Annotated in this window: 14 protein-coding genes; 11 read left to right on the top strand and 3 right to left on the bottom strand. The window is 58.6% G+C overall.

The genetic code is table 11. From position 1 onward, the window contains the following. Position 1: 1 nt before the first annotated feature. From rpsD to IY73_RS02690, 6 genes are all read left to right on the top strand, one after another. On the top strand, positions 2-607 hold the full coding sequence (rpsD, locus tag IY73_RS02715) for a 30S ribosomal protein S4 (protein WP_053961727.1): 606 nt from the start codon (positions 2-4) through the stop codon (positions 605-607). Positions 608-675: 68 nt separating this feature from the next. Further along, positions 676-1701 (top strand): DNA-directed RNA polymerase subunit alpha, encoded by a 1026-nt coding sequence (locus tag IY73_RS02710; protein ID WP_053961726.1) that lies wholly within the window; start codon positions 676-678, stop codon positions 1699-1701. A 29-nt stretch (positions 1702-1730) separates the two neighbouring features. Next, the gene (gene rplQ, locus IY73_RS02705; RefSeq protein WP_053961725.1) at positions 1731-2438 is read left to right on the top strand and encodes a 50S ribosomal protein L17, sunset domain variant; all 708 of its coding nucleotides are present in this window, start codon (positions 1731-1733) and stop codon (positions 2436-2438) included. 220 nt (positions 2439-2658) lie between these two features. Next, the gene (locus IY73_RS02700) at positions 2659-2838 is read left to right on the top strand and encodes a hypothetical protein (protein WP_053961724.1); all 180 of its coding nucleotides are present in this window, start codon (positions 2659-2661) and stop codon (positions 2836-2838) included. Between the two features lie 160 nt (positions 2839-2998). Further along, positions 2999-3847 (top strand): tRNA pseudouridine(38-40) synthase TruA, encoded by an 849-nt coding sequence (gene truA, locus IY73_RS02695; RefSeq protein WP_237023757.1) that lies wholly within the window; start codon positions 2999-3001, stop codon positions 3845-3847. Positions 3848-3864: 17 nt separating this feature from the next. Further along, on the top strand, positions 3865-5619 hold the full coding sequence (locus tag IY73_RS02690; protein WP_053978801.1) for a beta-N-acetylhexosaminidase: 1755 nt from the start codon (positions 3865-3867) through the stop codon (positions 5617-5619). A 206-nt stretch (positions 5620-5825) separates the two neighbouring features. On the opposite strand, the gene IY73_RS02685 is transcribed toward IY73_RS02690, so the two are convergent. Continuing rightward, positions 5826-7073 carry a hypothetical protein gene (locus IY73_RS02685; RefSeq protein ID WP_053978800.1) on the bottom strand — a complete coding sequence of 416 codons (1248 nt, stop codon included), beginning with the start codon at positions 7071-7073 and terminating at the stop codon, positions 5826-5828. Positions 7074-7164: 91 nt separating this feature from the next. Between IY73_RS02685 and IY73_RS02680 the strand changes: the two genes are divergently transcribed. Continuing rightward, on the top strand, positions 7165-8337 hold the full coding sequence (locus tag IY73_RS02680) for a type VII secretion protein EccB (protein ID WP_053978799.1): 1173 nt from the start codon (positions 7165-7167) through the stop codon (positions 8335-8337). On the opposite strand, the gene mycP is transcribed toward IY73_RS02680, so the two are convergent. Both mycP and IY73_RS02670 read right to left on the bottom strand, forming a co-directional pair. Further along, positions 8297-9670, bottom strand: coding sequence for a type VII secretion-associated serine protease mycosin (gene mycP / locus IY73_RS02675; RefSeq protein ID WP_053978798.1), 1374 nt, complete (start codon positions 9668-9670; stop codon positions 8297-8299). The two genes, IY73_RS02680 and mycP, sit on opposite strands and share 41 nt — an antisense overlap. A gap of 115 nt (positions 9671-9785) precedes the next feature. Beyond that, positions 9786-11186, bottom strand: coding sequence for a DUF4231 domain-containing protein (locus IY73_RS02670; RefSeq protein ID WP_053978797.1), 1401 nt, complete (start codon positions 11184-11186; stop codon positions 9786-9788). Positions 11187-11472: 286 nt separating this feature from the next. Between IY73_RS02670 and eccCa the strand changes: the two genes are divergently transcribed. The 4 genes from eccCa (at position 11473) to IY73_RS02650 (ending at position 17499) form a co-directional block, all read left to right on the top strand. Next, positions 11473-15468 carry a type VII secretion protein EccCa gene (eccCa, locus tag IY73_RS02665; protein WP_237025137.1) on the top strand — a complete coding sequence of 1332 codons (3996 nt, stop codon included), beginning with the start codon at positions 11473-11475 and terminating at the stop codon, positions 15466-15468. Continuing rightward, on the top strand, positions 15465-16781 hold the full coding sequence (locus tag IY73_RS02660; RefSeq protein WP_053978795.1) for a hypothetical protein: 1317 nt from the start codon (positions 15465-15467) through the stop codon (positions 16779-16781). Before eccCa ends, IY73_RS02660 begins: the two co-directional genes overlap by 4 nt. A gap of 119 nt (positions 16782-16900) precedes the next feature. After that, entirely contained in the window at positions 16901-17200 is a 300-nt protein-coding gene (locus tag IY73_RS02655; protein WP_053978794.1) for a WXG100 family type VII secretion target, read from the top strand. An 11-nt stretch (positions 17201-17211) separates the two neighbouring features. Further along, a complete protein-coding gene (locus tag IY73_RS02650; RefSeq protein ID WP_096334786.1) occupies positions 17212-17499 on the top strand; it encodes a WXG100 family type VII secretion target in 288 nt (95 codons plus the stop codon). Positions 17500-17539: the final 40 nt, after the last annotated feature.

The following is a 17539-nucleotide window of genomic DNA, read 5'->3' as shown; positions in this document are numbered from 1 at the left end:
CATGGCTCGTTACACTGGACCTATCACTAAGAAGTCCCGCCGCCTCAAGGTTGACCTTGTCGGTGGAGACGTAGCGTTCGAGCGCCGCCCGTACGCCCCGGGTCAGCATGGCCGCAACCGTGTCAAGGAATCTGAATATCTCGTTCAGCTCCAGGAAAAGCAGAAGGCCCGCTACACCTACGGCGTTCTCGAGCGTCAATTCCGTCGCTACTACGAAGAAGCTAACCGTCGTCCTGGCAAGACCGGTGAGAACCTCCTGCAGATTCTCGAGTCTCGCCTTGACAACGTTGTGTACCGTGCTGGTCTGGCTCGCACCCGCCGCCAGGCCCGCCAGCTAGTTAGCCACGGTCACTTCCTGGTCAACGACCAGAAGGTGACCATCCCGAGCTACCGTGTGTCCCAGTACGACATCATCGACGTGCGCCCCAAGTCGCTGGAGATGCTGCCGTTCCAGGATGCCATGGATAACCTTGGCGACCGTCCCGTTCCGGGCTGGCTGCAGGTTGTTCCGTCGAACCTCCGCGTCCTCGTGCACCAGCTGCCCGAGCGCGCCCAGATCGACGTTCCTGTTCAGGAACAGCTCATCGTCGAGCTCTACTCGAAGTAATCCGATCGCATTAGTGATCATCCCTCAATGGGCGTCATATAGCGGTCGCCCGTAAGGAGAAAACCCCCATGCTGATCTCTCAGCGCCCCACCCTCCACGAGGAGTTCGTCACCGAAAGCCGCTCGCGCTTCACCATCGAACCCCTTGAGCCTGGTTTCGGCTACACCATTGGTAACTCGCTGCGCCGTGCCCTGCTGTCCTCTATTCCGGGTGCAGCTGTCACGTCCGTTCGCATCGATGGTGTCCTCCACGAGTTCTCCACCATTAATGGTGTGACAGAAGACGTTACGGAAATCATCCTGAATCTGAAGCACCTCGTTGTGTCTTCCGAGGATGACGAGCCCGTCACCATGTACCTGCGCAAGCAGGGGCCGGGTGAGGTTACCGGTGCGGACATCGTTCCGTCCGCCGGCGTCACCATCCACAACCCTGACCTCCATATCGCCACCCTGTCTGAAAAAGGCAAGCTGGACATGGAGTTGGTCGTTGAGCGCGGTCGCGGCTACGTGCCTGCTCCCGACACCAAGGTGCAGGGTGTCGAGATTGGTCGCATCCCCATGGACGCTATCTACTCTCCGGTGCTGAAGGTGTCCTACAAGGTTGAGGCCACCCGCGTTGAGCAGCGTACCGACTTCGACAAGCTGGTTATCGACGTGGAGACCAAGAACTCCATCGCCGCCCGCGATGCACTTGCTTCCGCCGGTACCACCCTGGTTGAACTCTTCGGCTTGTGCCGTGAGCTCAACACCGAAGCCGAAGGTATCGAGCTTGGGCCTTCCCCCGTTGAACACGATCACATTGCGGCGTACTCCATGCCGATCGACGATCTCGATCTCACCGTCCGTTCCTACAACTGCCTGAAGCGCGAAGGCATCCACACCGTTGGTGAACTGGTTGCCCGCACGGAATCCGACCTGCTGGATATCCGTAACTTCGGTCAGAAGTCCATCGTGGAAGTTCAGCTCAAGCTTGCTGAGCTGGGGCTCACCCTCAAGGATGCCGACCCCAACTTCGATACCACGATGCTGGATGGCTACGACCAGGACGACAACGGCTGGGGTGCTGACGCTTACTCCGAGACCGAACAGCTTTAGTCTCGCCAACCCCTTAACAGGAGAAAATCATGCCAAAACCCAAGAAGGGTAACCGACTCGGCGGCTCGGCCTCCCACCAGGAAAAGATCCTGGCCAACATGGCCTCCCAGCTGTTCGAGCATGGTGTAATCACCACCACTGAGACGAAGGCCAAGAACCTTCGCCCCTACGCCGAAAAGCTCATCACCAAGGCCAAGGACGGTTCCCTTGCCGCCCGCCGCAACGCCGCCAAGATCATCCGTAACAAGGACGTTCTGGCTACGCTTTTCGAAGAAATCGGCCCCATGTTTGCTGAGCGTAACGGTGGTTACACCCGCATTATCAAGCTCGAGAACCGCAAGGGTGACAATGCCCCCATGGCGCAGATCTCCCTCGTAACCGAGTCCACCGCTGCTGCAGAAGCCTCTCGCGCCACCCGCGTCGCCGCCTCCAAGAAGGCGGATGAGGAAAAGGCTGCGAAGCAGAACGCAGACCAGGCCGCTGCCGAGGAGAAGACCGCTGAGGCTGCTCCCGCTGCTGACGCTGCTGAGACCGAGCTCCCCGCCGGTGCCCACGCACCGCTTGAGGATCCGAACGAGGCTCCGGAAGGCTTCCCCATCAAGGGCAACGCCAACTCCAAGAAGTACCACGTTCCGGGCTCTAGCTTCTACGACCGCACCATTGCTGAAATTTGGTTCGCTACTGAAGAAGATGCAGAGGCTGCCGGCTACGAGAAGCCCAAGTCCCAGCAGAAGTAGTAGTACTAAAGCTTCCGCTGTTGCGCGGGGTATCTCTACCTCGACATCATCATGAAAAGTGCCCCTGTTCTATAGAGCAGGGGCACTTTTTTGCCTTTGTCATCACGTTTCCCCACTGCCCCACAAACCGGATGGAAAACTCGGCCGAACATAGCTCCCACGAAGGCGATTTTGAGTAGTATTCCTAGTGAAACTCGGTGAAATCGGAAGGATAAACATTATGGCTAAGAGCACGTTCAGCACGGTCGGCCTGGTCGCTCTGCTGATGGGCATCGGCTCCCTCCTCGTCAAGGAATATGTGAAGCCGGAAAGCCCCGTGATGGATTACCGCGGTTTCGGCCAGTCGCCCACCAAACCCCTCCTGGCAGATGAGCCCGGCGCCTACCGCACTAGCCTTTAGCTAGACACTCCAATCCCGCCACCCCCGTCGCTGCGCAGTACGGGGGTGGATTACTATCGTTACCATATGTGTGCGCAAACTATCTAGGTGTGCAGACCAGATGCGGGTGATAGACCATCAGTGCGCGCCACCCATCCGCAACTCGATCGACAGGAGGAGTATGGATAACATCATGCGGCTGCGTCTCGACATCGCCTATGACGGTACCGACTTCTCCGGATGGGCCATCCAACCAGATCAGCGCACCGTCTGTGGAGAAATCACCCAAGCTCTGGAACTGGTGCTGCAAAGCCCCCTCCACCTCACCGTGGCAGGGCGGACCGACGCCGGCGTCCACGCCACCGGTCAGGTAGCCCACGTCGACATCCCGCGGGATCGCCTGGCTACCCGCTCACTTGCTGGCGATCCGCAGCGGCTAGTACGACGCGTCGCCCGCCTGCTTCCCCCAGACGTCACCATCAGCAGTGTGGTCGAAACCCCCGCTGAATTCGATGCCCGCTTCTCTGCCCTCCGCCGGCACTACGTGTATAGAGTCGCCAACCAGCCTTTCGGCGCAAACCCACTGCGAGCACGCGATACCGCCTCCTGGCATCGCCCGCTTGACCGCGCGCGGATGCAAGAGGCAAGTCAACGCCTGCTCGGGCTTAACGACTTTTCTGCCTTCTGCCGCTATCGCGAAGGCTCCACGACCATTCGGGACCTGCAACGATTCGACTGGGAGTGGCGCGACGAAACTCTCGGCCCAGTACTCGAGGCCTATGTGACTGCCGATGCGTTCTGTTGGTCCATGGTGCGAAGCTTGGTGGGGGCACTGTTTCTGGTAGGCGACGGGCGGAAACCCGTCGATTGGCCTGCCTCCTTATTGGGGCCCGGATCACGCAACTCACAGGTTCCGGTAGCGGATGCACACGGTCTCTGCCTGTACCAAGTCGACTATCCCGCCGATAGTGAGTTGGCGGCGCGGCAGCGGCAAACTCGTGGCATGAGAGAGGCCTGCGAGTGCGATTAAACCCATAAACTTGGGCTATGGGAAACTTTCTGCGTGTAACTTTCTGGCGTAAAGCCATGTCTTTGACGAGTGCCCTGGCACTGCTAACGGGACTCATCACCACTAGCTCCGTGACGGCACATGCCGCCCCGGCCACCGATACCACCGCTACCGCAGCGGTAGGAACCACAGTCCACCGAGCCACTCGCAAGACCTCGTGTCTCGATCGTGCCACTCAGCTCACCACTTTCACCTCTATCCCCGAGGTACAGCGCTACACTCCACGCATCGGTAGCCTCCCGTTCTACGCCACGGAAAAGTCCCGTATTGTGCTCGCACCAGGGACCCCTCACGTAGTGCTGCGAGATGCCCAGCTGGTGGCCCAGGAGCTTCCCCTCGTCTACGGGTGGAAGGGCGTGAAACGCCTCCCCGTCGTTTTCAGTACTCACTATCGACGCGGTGACATCGTGTTGCGGCAGATGCCAGCCCTGGGGATTACCGGCGTACGTGCAGCTGAAGGGTACCGCATACAGTTAGGTGTGTGGGCAGAGATCCAAGCCCCCACGACACAAGGATTGTTCTACGGTACCCGGACGCTGCTACAGAGCCTTGCTGCACAAGGGAGCGCCCCGGCTGGTGTGGTTGTTGACTGGCCGTCCAAACCGCACCGTATTTTCCATGTGGATGCCGGACGGAAGTATTTCTCCCCGGAATGGTTCAAAGAACAAATCCGGCGGATGAGCTACGTCAAACTTAATGAGCTCCAGTACCACTTCTCTGAAAATGAGGGGTTCCGGCTCGAATCCACCCAGTATCCGCAGCTCATGTCGAAGCAGTACATCACTAAAGCGCAGCTGCGGGATATCATTGCGTACGCACAGCGTTACCATGTTGAGATTGTGCCGGCATTCGACGTGCCGGGACATATGAAAGCGATCCTCAGCCACTTCCCGCAGTACCGTGCGTCGCAAACCCCCGAAGGGCAGAAGATCCTCAACTATGCCGATCCCAAGGCGATGGCCTTCATCAAGAGCCTAATCTCGGAATACGCCGTCTTATTCCCCTCCACAACCTGGCATCTGGGCGGCGACGAAGTCTTCAACCTGGACAACACCCTCAACCAAATGGGGCAGAACTTCCCCCAGCTACTGGCCTACGCACGGCAGTACGCCAAGGCCGGTACCTCCGCAACCATCTTGGATGGATACACCTACTTTCTCAATCAGATCAACAACTATCTGCGCTCGCTAGGGAAGACAGATATCCGTGCCTGGAATGACGCCCTCTACTGGGACGGCACTACCGAGTATCTCGACCCGCGCATGACCATCACGTACTGGTCCGTGTGGTTCAAAACCTGGCAGTCGGTGGCAGAGATCCGCCGCCACGGCCACAAAATCATCAATTTTAATGGCGACTACCTCTACTACACGCTGACTACCCCCGGTCAGGGCTATTATCTGAAGCCGTCCGTCAGCAAGATCTACTCTTGGACGCCAGGTGTGTTCCCGCAGCGTATCGGAACAACCATCTTCCACAGTCAGGAGAAGCGGCAATACTGGCCGGAACCCAGTCCCAGTTGGATCACTGGCGGCGCCTTCTCCGTCTGGTGCGATAAACCAGATGTTGCCACCCAGGAGAGTGTCTCGCAGGGGATTAATGAACGGCTGCGCGCCTTTGCCGCCAAGATGTGGAAAACCCAGCCGACAACCTCCGTGGTCACGTTCCGCCTGGAGCATCGTCAGATTGGTGAACCGCCTAACCCCAGCCAGTACCTTGCCGCCTGGAGGTAGAGAAAGAACAACAGGTAGCCGATGGGGTAGATCTACAGTTGCGGGCTAGGGCTGCGAAAGTGTGGAACCCGGTAACGCCGGTGCCGTCTGTGCCGCTGGTGGTGTTTCGATAACAACACGACCTCATTGGGATGCCCTCTATAGCCGGGTTCCCTGGCGGTCTCTCCCGCCGCCAGGGTTAGTGACTCTCGCTGCAGGCTCGCTTTCTACTGTGGACGGTCAGCGACACAGCGGATATGGCGTTTGTCGCCGTGGCGATGCAGCACCCCGGTGTATCGCTCCACATGGTGTTGGGGGGTATCCGGCCACAGACACTCGACCACGTAGGTTGGGAAGAGAGTTGCGCACTGCGCTATGGATTCGAGACGCGTCCACACCACCGTACCGACAGAGGAATAGCGATTCATCACATCGTAGGTGGGCGGTTCTGGGTAGTCCCAGAAGAGGAGCTGGCGGGGATACTGGTCCTCGTGGGCGTCTTCCAGGAACGTGAGCTGTTGGCGCCCCACATAGGTACGCAGTTTGATCCACGGTTCGGGGTTGTGTGTGGCGACGTAGGCGCGGAGACCGGCGGCGGCAGCCCGTAGACACGTGTTGAAGAGCAACGGGTGCCAGGTGGCGCTGGCTTCATCGTAGGCGTGCACCATCGCCATGCGGTTACCAAACTGAAGGTTGACGGCTGTGGGGGTGCTTCCGTCATCGACACCGATGAGGATGCTGCTGAGAGGAGTGGGGAGGATCCAGTGTCGGCACGGGCAATGGTTGCGAATGAGCTGATGGGACATCTCCAGTGGGCCATTCTCGTAGTCGGGTGCCACGCTGAAGTCGTGGTAGGAGCATTCTGTCACCATGAAGCATTGGGATACATCATCCCACCAGACGCGGTTGGCAATGCGGAGTTTAGGGGACTCAGTGGTGGTGGGGGCGTAAGAGCCTAGCTGGTAGGTGTTGGTGCGGAGTGTTGGGGGGTGGTGGAAGGTTCCCACGTTTTCCCATTCACGAGCGGTTTGCAGAGTTTTTTCCCAGGGCAGGGAGGAGGCGTGCCAGTGTGTATGGTGGGCCCAGGTGAAAACCGCTTTACGGTGGTCCCGCATGGTGTGTTGGAGGTCGTCGAGAGCGGTGGAATGGGTGAGCAGATCTGTGGGGGAGGGATGCCGGTAGCTGATGGAGATCTGGACGTCTTGGTCTTCCCAGGTGAGCTGGGAACTGCTGTTGTTGCCGCCATAGAGGGTGCGATTGTAAAGGGTGAGGACGGTGAGGAGGGCGTTGGGGTGATGGCGCAGAATGTGCTGGATTTCGAGGGAGACGGACTCGCGGTAGCAGTGTTCCGACGTGGGTTGGAGGCGCAGTGCCCAGCCCAGACAATGCTCACCATTTGCAAGACGTGTTGCGACCTCATTCTGCTCGCTATTTGCCGAGGACACAGAAATATTTGTAGTGCTTGTGGTGATCATATCTACCCTTCTGCGCGCAAAGTAGCATTCCCCAAGGGACGGAACGATCTGTATGGTACTGGTCGATCGCTAACCGTGGGAGAGCTACTTTATGGGCCAGGAACAATCTCGGGCACGTATTAACGCCTACAGCTTCATCATCAAGCACCTGCAAGCAGGGATGCCGGACCAGTCGTGGAGATGGGATGAGGATGTCCCGTCGCGCAGGTCAAAGTCTCTTATTGCGGGTGTCATCCTGATGGTTTTGGTGCTTGTAGTAGTGGGTGTTGTCGCCCTGATTTCACCGTCGCGAGGCGTGGCTGGAAACGATCTTGTTCTCAGTAAAAATTCTGGGCAGATGTATCTCATAAAGGACGGTCGTCTGCATCCCGTCTCGGGTATTGCGGCGGCTCGTCTGGTGTTAGGGAAAGCCGTCAACCCCACGATGGTCACCGATAAAGACATTTCCAAGGTGCCGCAGGGTGTTCCGTTGGGCATCGGGCAGGGGCCACGTGCGCTCCCCGACGACGCCGGCCGGGTGGGGGACAACGGCCAAACATGGGCGATGTGTGACTACGCGGAGCCCACCACGGACAGGTTCTTCAAAGTGCGGTCGACCATGCTGATGGGAGCGGTGACGGACTCAGCGCTGGACAAGCTTCGCCCCGTATCCATGCTGGCGGTGCACGATGAGGATGTGTGGCTGCTGGAGCAGGGGTACCGGCGGGAGGTGAGGGGGATGACGCGGAGCGATGCTGTGCGGAAGGGTGCCCGTATTGTGTCGGGTGCTCTCCTGAACTCTCTGGTAGAAATGCCCAGTATTAAGCCCAGTAAGTTGCCGACAGATATAGGGGAGACGTCTCTGTGTGCCGTGTGGCGTGTGAAGTCGGGAGAAGCAGAGCCGCGTCTTTCGCTGCGCGCGGGTGATCTCAATAAGGAGTGGAAGCAAGCCACTGATTTGGTGCAGCAGGATAATGATGGCGACCGAGTTGATGCTTTCCTGCTGGTGGGTCGGCGGACGGTGGTGGGTTTTGCGGCACCTTTGGTGGGTGGTGGTGCTGTGCAGTCAGCATTGGACGAGTCGGAGGAGGCAGCCCAACGACAGGCAGACGTGTGGGTTGTGGGGGATGATGGTATTCGGTTCGGTACCCAGCGGGAGACCCTGGAGACGTTGGGTTTGGGGGCGGAAGCTATGCCGCTGCCTTGGGCAATGATTTCCCAGCTGAGCACCGGTCCTTATTTAGCTAAGTCTGGTTCGAGCGGTAACGTTGCCGCCACCGGCTAATTCCGAAGAGCAGGCCGGCTGCTGCAAAGCTTCCCAGGATGGCAGAGAATACAGTGTGGTGAACGGCTGTTGTGCGTTCCCGGAAGGGCAGCCCTTGGCTGCTGCCTTGCGCCACTGTGCTGGTGATTGAGACTGCTGCAATAGGGTCAACAATGCCGTACCCCAGCTGTGTGTTCCGCCCACCAGCGACGGGACGGGCTGTGCGCTTAACGTGCTCCATCACGGTGTAGGCGTTCCAGTCGGGGTGTTGGGACCGCACAAGTGCCACGACACCGCTGACGAAGGGAGTTGCGAAGCTCGTTCCCCGTAGTTCGTTGATCTGCCCGTCTTCGGTGCGCACGGCATCGACGAGGCCGTGTGTGCTAACAGAGACGATTTCCTCCCCAGGGGCGGCAATGTCTACCCATGGGCCGGCGATAGAGAATTCGGAGGGACGTCCGTCTTGCGCAACTGAACCGACAGTGAGGACGAGATCGTCGAAGCGGGCGGGGGAGACGACGGTAACAACATCCGACTGTGGGACGGCAGCGGAGGTGACGGTGTGGATGACGTTCTGGGCACGGCAGGTCTGGGTGAGGTTGCCGGCTGCGGTGACAACGACAGTGTCCCGTACCTGTACCGCATACTGGAGGGCGGCGCCTAGGGGCCCGTCACCGAGGTCCATGCCGAAGGGGCGGCAGGCTGCCTGGGAGATGTTGATGACGGTGGCGCCCGCGTCGGCTGCCATTCGGACGGCTTTCGCCAGGGTAACGACGTTGCCCGGGCTATCTTCGGGGCGCTCTTGGTAGTGTTGACGCAGCTGAGGTGGCATGTTTCGGGGCGGGTCGGGGAAGACCCCGTAGTGCCCGGAGGTTTGCCGGATGGAGAGGATACGCACGCCAGGTGCGATACCGGCGAAACCGTCGTCGGCGGGTTGGGCGGCTAGTACACCAGCCACAAAAGTGCCGTGTTCATCGCAGTCGTGGAGGCCGTTTTGGTGGGTGTCGAAGTCTCCGAGGCCTTGGAGGTTGTGGAGCCGCCCGTTGGGGTTGATACCGGTGTCGATAATGGCGACAGTTTGTCCCTCGCCTTTGGTGAGGGGCCAGATTGGCCGCGCATTGACCAACGGATGGAACTGTTGGGTGCGCATGTGGCCTGCCAGATTAGGAGAGGCGATAGGGGTGACGCAGGGGGACGTTTGGGCTACCCGCACGTGGAGGGATCCACTGGGTAACAGGGAGCTATCGACCACGGGGGCATGGTAATTCTCGGCGTGGGAGGGGGCAGCAATGCCGCTGCTAAGGATGAGGCTGGTCGCGAGCAGAGCGGCTGGGGTGAGTCGGGAAGGGGACATTCTCTCGCATTCTGACGGGTGGGGCAGTCGGAGACTCCACGGCGTATAACGGGGAAGAGAGGGGAGGGGGCCAGTGGGTTGCCTCTTGAGGTGAACTACCGGCTCCCGCGGCTAGCTAGAGGGTGAGGAGGAGAGACACTAGGCCGGTTGCCACGATGCCAATGGGGAAGATGATGGCGAGAAGTACCGATTCGATGACTTCAAGAATCTTTTGGGCAATGGGGGTGAGGTTCCATTGGGCCGCCCAGAGCCACAGCGAACTGACGATAAGCAAACAGACGACCACAAGGACGAGCCCGACGAGGGGGAGCGTCATGGCGGCGACTAGGACGGCTACCAGGGCAGTGATGGCCAGCAGCGTTCCCAAAATCCACCCCACCTGGGTGCGGTAGACGGTGTGGAGTGCGGCGCTGAGCAGGCTTACCACAAGCAGGACAAGGAGAATCCACTGCCAGGGGTTAGGCGGATCATAAGGGGCGGACCAAGGCCAACCCAACAGGGGAACAGTGCAGACGACACTTAAGAACGCCCCGGTGAGGGTGAGGACCGCTTGCAGCCAGCGTGCACGTTGAATCTTCTTGTCGAGGGCTGCATCAATGGCTGCCTGGGGAAGGAGCGGTAGATCCACATCGATGAGTGCCGTCAGCGGAATCTTCACCCGGGCCATCCAGAGTGCTAGACGTGGGGCAGCAAGCAGCAGAATAGCGGCCAGAATCATTCCCCCGGCAGCGATGCTGTGTGCCGGTATTCGCGCATATTCGACCAGGGTGAGACCCACCATAAGGAGGACGAGAACGGCCAGTAAGGCTGCGAAAGGCTCTTGTTTGAGCGAAGTGGTGCCGATGAGGTGACAGAACAACAAGGTGACGACGATACAGCTGACGGCGATGAGGATACGAGTGGGCCAACTGAGGTCAAAGCTGGCGCCGGGCAGGGCCATGCCTCCTGCCCCCGCCATGGTGAGTGCAGACCATCCTAGGAGGGGGGCGTCGTCCCGTCCCCGTCGGAAGATGACGAGCATAGTGAAGGCGAAGAGGAGTGCGAGGCTACTGAACACGCCGCCAAAGCTCCACCAGCTGGGGAAAGCCGCAGCAATGATGCATCCGAGTACCCACAGAGCGACGGTACCGAGGCTTATGTAGCGACTTGTTTGTTGCAGTTCGTTGAGCCGTTCTTTGTTGGTAAGTGACTGTGGACCGCTGGTGATTGCGGAGGTGGTAACGGGTTCTGGGGTGAGGTCTCGTTCGAAGAGGAGGACGTCGCCGTCACGGATCCCATTGTCGGAGAGACTTCGGTCTTCTCGCAGTACCCCGTTGGTGAGGTGGGCCAGCTGCCAGGGGGAGGAGCTCACGACATCAACGTAGTGGGGAGAGTCGGTGCCAACTGGGTCCAAGCTGTGGTGCTGCTGGAGAAGAAATTGCACAAAGAAGGTGGCTTCTGAAGGATAGAGGGTCGAGGGGATAGAGAGAGCTACCCGCTCATAGGGGGTGTGCACGATAACGCGGAGCGCGACCACGATGGTCTCCTTATCGTCCCGGACGATGGTGGTGGGTGCCGGGGAGCGACCCCAGGCATACTGTTAGCTCCCTATCAATAGCTGTTAGTGCCCCGTAGCGGATGCGTTACTTTCTCTTTAACAAACTTTTTTCGCACTATTTCTGCAGATAGACGTCGGTTTTTCGTCTTAGAAAAAAGGTTTTGATAAATGTAGCAGTCCCACGTGGGGAGGTAAGTTCCTACCATCGGGCCGTTAGAAGTTTTCACACACGGACATATAAGGGAACTTTCGACTCGTGCCTGAGATGTCTTCACCTGCGCAGCTCCCCGATTCGGCCACAGCCGTTCGGGAACATGCTGCTGCCTCCCCTGCTACTTTCGCTCCTTCCGGAGCCGACGGATCCGCGAACAAGAAACCGCGGGGTGTGCACGGGCTCGTTGGCTTCCGCGCTGGAGCAACCCGCTTTTTCCATAGTCGTGAACTGCCGGAACGCACCAGCGACGAGGTTCTCTCAGTTGACGTTGAACTTGCGCCGGAGATCCCCACCTCGGGATCGCAGCCATTGCTGCCGAAGCTTATGCCGCTTGTCATGGTGGTGGGCGTGTTGGGTTCCGTTATTTGGATGGCGAAGTCCGGTGGCCGGATGAGCCCGATGATGCTGATGTTCCCCGTCATGATGCTGGCTTCCGCCGGCACCATGATCTCCACCAGCTTGGGTGGCGGCAATGCGATGCAAGAAATTGCCCGCCGGCGGCAGGAGTATCTGCGCTATTTGGCGGATTTGGATGAGGATCGGGAGGAATTCCACGGCCTGATTCGCAATGAGGAGACGCTGCGCTTCCCTCCCCCAGAGCGCTATCGTGCCTACCTTAACGAGCACTACCTGTGGAATGTGCGGCAGGATGATGACTCCTTCCTCTGCTTCCGGGTTGGAAGTGGTTCCGTCTCCACCGACGATCATTTTGTTTTTCCGGAGTTGCCGCGGGAGGAAGATCTGGAACCGGTCTCAGTGAGTGCGCTGCGACTGTTCTCCCGTACTGCTAACACCATCGACGACATGCCCATTGTGGTGAGTGTGCGCGGATTTAGCCGCTGTGTGGTGAGTGGGGAGAAAGGCAAAGCCGACAGCCTCTTTCGCGCCATGTTGATGACGTTCTTCCTTACCCACCATCCCGAGGACTGTCATGTCATATTGGCCTGCCGGGATCCCCAATGGCCAGAACTGTTGAAGTGGTTACCTCACACCGTCCGCCGCTCAGACTGTGAACTCTACCCCTTTAACCTTCTCCACCAGCCTTTTGACCTGCGTGAAGACGTTCCCCAGCAGGGGACGACGCTCCTTATTGCTGATAACATCGAGTTCGTCAACGCCTACGGTTCTTACTTTCCTCATATCCTCGCCATTCTCCCGGAGACGGAACATACCGAGACGGGTCTTCACTTGGAGGTTGATGATGAGGGTGTCGTGCATGTGTGGTTCCATGGAGAATCCTGTCCTCTCGGTACTGCTGACCAACTGACTCCCTCCGTAGCGGCGGCCATTGCGTGGCGGCTCGCTGGGTATACCACTGCGGGGAGTGCCGCCGAGGACGGTGGGGATGACGTCGATGGGGATAAGCCGGCTGCTGATCTTTTTGAACTGTTGGGAATGGGATCGGTAGAGAACTTCCTGCCAGAACGAGACTGGGCCTTGAAAGTGGGTCGAGATCGGCTCCGTGTTCCCATCGGTCTGAATGACGACGGACGTTCGGTCTACCTTGACCTCAAAGAATCGGCACAGGGCGGTATGGGGCCGCATGGCCTCTGTATTGGCGCGACGGGCTCCGGTAAATCGGAACTGCTGCGCACCCTGGTAGTCGGCCTCATCGGGTCACATAGCCCCGAACAAGTTAACGTGGTTCTTGTCGATTTTAAAGGTGGCGCAACTTTCTCCGGCATTTCTGGAGCGCCTCACGTAGCAGCACTCATCACCAACCTGTCAGATGACACCCTGGCAGTTGAGCGTATGTACGCTGCGTTAGAAGGCGAACTACGACGTCGCCAGGAGATCCTCCACGCCGCCGGCGGCTTCGCGAACATTGACGAGTATGTCAAGGCTCGCTCGCGTGGACAGGTGGATACGGATCGTTTTCCGCATCTCCCCGCTCTCCTGATCATTGTGGATGAATTCTCTGAACTGTTGGCGGAGCGCCCTGAGTTCGCGGAGCTCTTTGTTCAGATCGGCCGTCTGGGTCGTTCGCTGCACGTACATCTGCTGCTCGCATCACAGCGTATTGATGCCGGCAAACTGCGTGGTCTGGAATCCCACTTGTCCTATCGCATCGCCCTGAAGACCTTCTCAGTGGTCGAGTCCCGTTCCGTTATCGGTACTCCGGATGCCTTCAACCTGCCGCAGCAGCCAGGTGCCGGATATCTCCTGGATGGCACCGACACGCTGCAGAAATTCCGGGCTTTCTACGTTTCAGGCACTCTCAAGAGGCGGTCGCAACGACGGGTACGCACCACGCAAGAGATCCTTACCGAAGCAGATAACTACCTCCAGATTTATGGATCAAAACCATTGGTGGGAAATCCTTTTGGGTGGTCTATTGAAACGCGTCAGCCGGTGCCGATGGCTGTTGAAGGAGAGGAAGACGACGAACCTGCCCAGCTCACCGACAGTGACGGGGAAGAACGCACTATTTTCCATGTGCTGCTCAACAGCTTCCCCTCTAATGTGCCACGAGCCCACCAGGTGTGGCTGCCGCCGCTACCTCTGTACGCGAGTGCCGCCGAATGTGCAGAGTTGGCGATCGGTGCCGCTGTGGGAACAACCATGGACGAACTGTCCCACCGAGGCATTGTCGGTCTCGTTGATGTACCAGCAGAGCAGATACGCACGTCTATGCGTGTTTCGCTTCCCACGCTCAACCACGCTCTCATCGTCGGGACCACACAGACTGGAAAGTCGCAGGCACTCGTTACCATTGCGAGCGCTCTCGCCCAGGAGAACTCTCCGGCGACACTCAAGATGTACGCTGTTGACGCTGGTGGTGGAGTGCTTGCACGGCTGCGGATACTCCCGCAGTGTGCCTCTGTCTGCTCAACGCAAAATGACGAAATCATGGAGCGTACCTTCGCAGAGATCAGGCAAGAACTGCGAAATCGGATGGCCGGTGCCCCCATCGATCAACATATTGTGTTGTTCATTGACGGTTGGGCAGCTCTCGTCGAGAACACTATGGAGATCGAGGAGAAGGTGCGGCAGCTGGTACGGGAAGGCCTCTCGTACAATATTCACCTCGTTCTCGCCGCATCTCGCTGGGCAGATGTCCGTGCCGCTCTGCGTGACTCCCTTACCACCCGGTGGGAGCTGCGCTTGGGCGATCCCGCAGACTCTGTCCTAGGCCGCAAGAATGCAGAAAAAGTTCCGGCGCTGCCAGGCCGCGGTATGACCCCAGATGGTCTCCATTTCCTCTTCGCACTACAAGATGAGAAAGGCCTGCGTGCTATCGCCACACAGTGGTCGCAGGACGCTCCGGTAACCCCATTGGCACTCCTACCACGAATAGTCTCCGCCGGGGAACTGGGACCCGTCACCGCCTCTGGCAAGCACGGCTACCGCATCCCACTGGGTATTGAGGGCGACAGCTTAGGTGAATTTGTTATCGATACGGGGCAGGAGGAGAACATCCTTGTGGTGGGTGACTCCTCCGGCAAATCAACGTTGCTCCGTATCATCGTTCACCGTATCGCGGAGAATATCCCCGCCACCGAAGCGAAGATGCTGGTGGTCGATTACCGTCGCCAGCTGCTCGGTGAGTGCCCATCCAGCCATCTGGCCGGTTACGCCTCCACTAAGCAGGATGTGCAGGACTTCATCGCGCAGCTGACGCCACTGCTGGAATCCCGCATGCCGGCTGGTGTGAACGACCCGCAGACGCTGCGTGACCGTAGCTGGTGGGAGGGTCCGGACATTTTCCTCATTGTGGATGATTATGATCTGGTGGCTACCAGTTCTGGTAACCCTCTGCTGGGGCTTCTCGAACTTCTGCCGTACGGGCGAGACATTGGCCTGCACATGGTGGTTGCACGCCGCTGCACTGGTTTCTCCCGTACCTCCTTCGAACCCATCATGTCGCGTATCCGCGAATTGCATCCCACCGTTTTCGTGATGAACGGTACTTCTGAGGAAGGCACCATTGCCGGTGGTCGCAAGGCCCGTGCACTGCCTGAGGGTCGTACAGACGTGATTAATAGCCAGGGTAAGCACCAGGTGGTGCAGTTGGCCTACCTCCCGGTAGAGGAGAATGCTGAATGACGACTTTTACAGGTATTTGGGGTAATACAGTTGTTCGCAACAACCAGTTCCTCACCCTCACTGCAGATGAGATGAACGATGCCATCAACATCGACCACGGGTACTCGCCCCTTGACGAGTATTTCCCTGGTCCTATTGACGAGGACCATCTGGTGGTTGCTCCCAGTACATGGGGGATACCACGACGGCGCGCCTTGGCCCGTCTGTGCCAGCAAGAGACGCTTGTCTACCCGGCCTGGCAGATAGCCACCGAGTGGGTCAAGATTGATGCCGCCGAGTGCCTCCCACGATTCCTGCTCGTTATCGAGTGCACGCAGCTGAACGCTACGTTCACACTGGTAAGGACCCGCGATGCACGGCGGTTCTCCACCACTCTCTACCCCGGTATGGGGTTCGCCCCTGTGGTGCAGGAGAACGAACCGGACCAACAAGGGCAAGCTATTGAGTGGGCGCAGGCCATTGCCTCCACCGCACGTCTAATGGTGCACGATCTGCGCCGTGACTGTGACGTCCTGGTGCTAACCGGTCCTCCCAGTCTCGAAACTCATGCGTGCGAGCTGGCGTGTGAAACCCTTCGTGCCGCGGGTGTCGTCTCCTACCGCCTCAGTCCCACCGATATGTGGGTGATCTTCAAAGAGCGGAAGTGGCGCGCCAATGCAGAACACCAGCGAGATGTACTGCTCGCCCGCAAAGCAGCATTGCGGAAGAAGCGTTTCCGGAAACCAACTCGCACCGATTACGCAGTGATCATTATGACGGTAATAGCAATGCTATCGATGGTGCTGGCGGGGGCGTTTGGTACCGAAAAACGTCCTGAGGATGCGTATGGGCGGCAGGGTATTCGCTCCGTGGATCCGGCGCAGGTGATTACTTTCCCCGGAGGCATGTTGGCGCTGCCGGGGGCATGGATGGTGTCGCACGATTCCCCGCCGGTCGTGGATCTCAATACCCATGAGCAATGGCGGACGATTATTTCCCCGGTGAATGAACCGGATCTACGGATGTTGTTGACGTTGAAACAGGATCCTGATCATCACCTGCGGGATTCTCTGCAACGCCATCTGTCTGATCCGACGGCCGCCATAAAGCCGTGGGTAAGTACCTACCAGTGGCCCACTAATGGGTGGGTGCCGTCGGTGGCGCTGAGCTACCGGGAAATTACTGGTGACGTGTCCTGGGCGGATTGGGTGGTCTTCTATACGGAACGCTATGCGTACTCACTGGCCTGCCAGTATCGGGTGCGTGAGGACATGACGGAGCAGAAGGCCCATAAGCTCTGCCAGGAAATTCTCAATGGAATTCGAGTTTCTTAAAGTTTTGTCGAACCGATGGAACCCTGCTGCCCTTAGCGGCGTCATATTAAACGACAATATAGCCGCAGCCGTTGAGGGTGTGGCTAGGACACCACTTTCTAATAGTTGAAGGAGTGAACATGGTTGCTCTTAATACGCAGACTGACACTATGGCGACTGCGGCCAATCATGTTGTTGATATCGCACAGCACGTTCAGCAGGAGATGAATGGCCTGCAGATGCGTCTGGGGTCCCTGGATGCAGCCTGGCAGGGTTCCGCCAAGATGGCGTTCGACCAGCTTATGGTTCGTTGGCAGGATGCAGGCCGGCACCTCAACGAGTCCCTTAACAGCATCGCCGAGACCATCCGTGCCAACAGCGTTGCTTACCAGGCTTCCCAGGATGACCACCTGGCTCAGCTCAACACCCTTAACATCTAAAGGAGATGCAAGTGGATACCATTCGTTACGACTTCGCTTCCATCGAGGTCAGCCGCATGGACATCGCCCAGGCTGCTTCTCGCCTCAACACTGCCCTGGGTGACCTCAAAGCTTATCTTGCTCCCATGGTGTCGACCTGGGAAGGTGAAGCAGCTGATGCTTACCAGGCCCAGCAGCAGAAGTGGGATCGCGCACAGGAAGAACTCAACCAGGTTCTCGACCGCATCGGTGTGATCGTCGGCCAGGGTAACGATGCCATGAACGACACCAACCGTCGCGCTGCCGCCTCCTGGATGTAATAACATCGCAGCTAAACTCTACTTTCATGGAGGCTCTGCT

It is taken from the genome of Lawsonella clevelandensis, assembly GCF_001293125.1.
GTDB classification, from domain to species: Bacteria; Actinomycetota; Actinomycetes; order Mycobacteriales; family Mycobacteriaceae; genus Lawsonella; species Lawsonella clevelandensis.
Note: the sequence above shows the minus strand (reverse complement) of the source record. Positions and strands in the feature narration are given on the sequence as shown.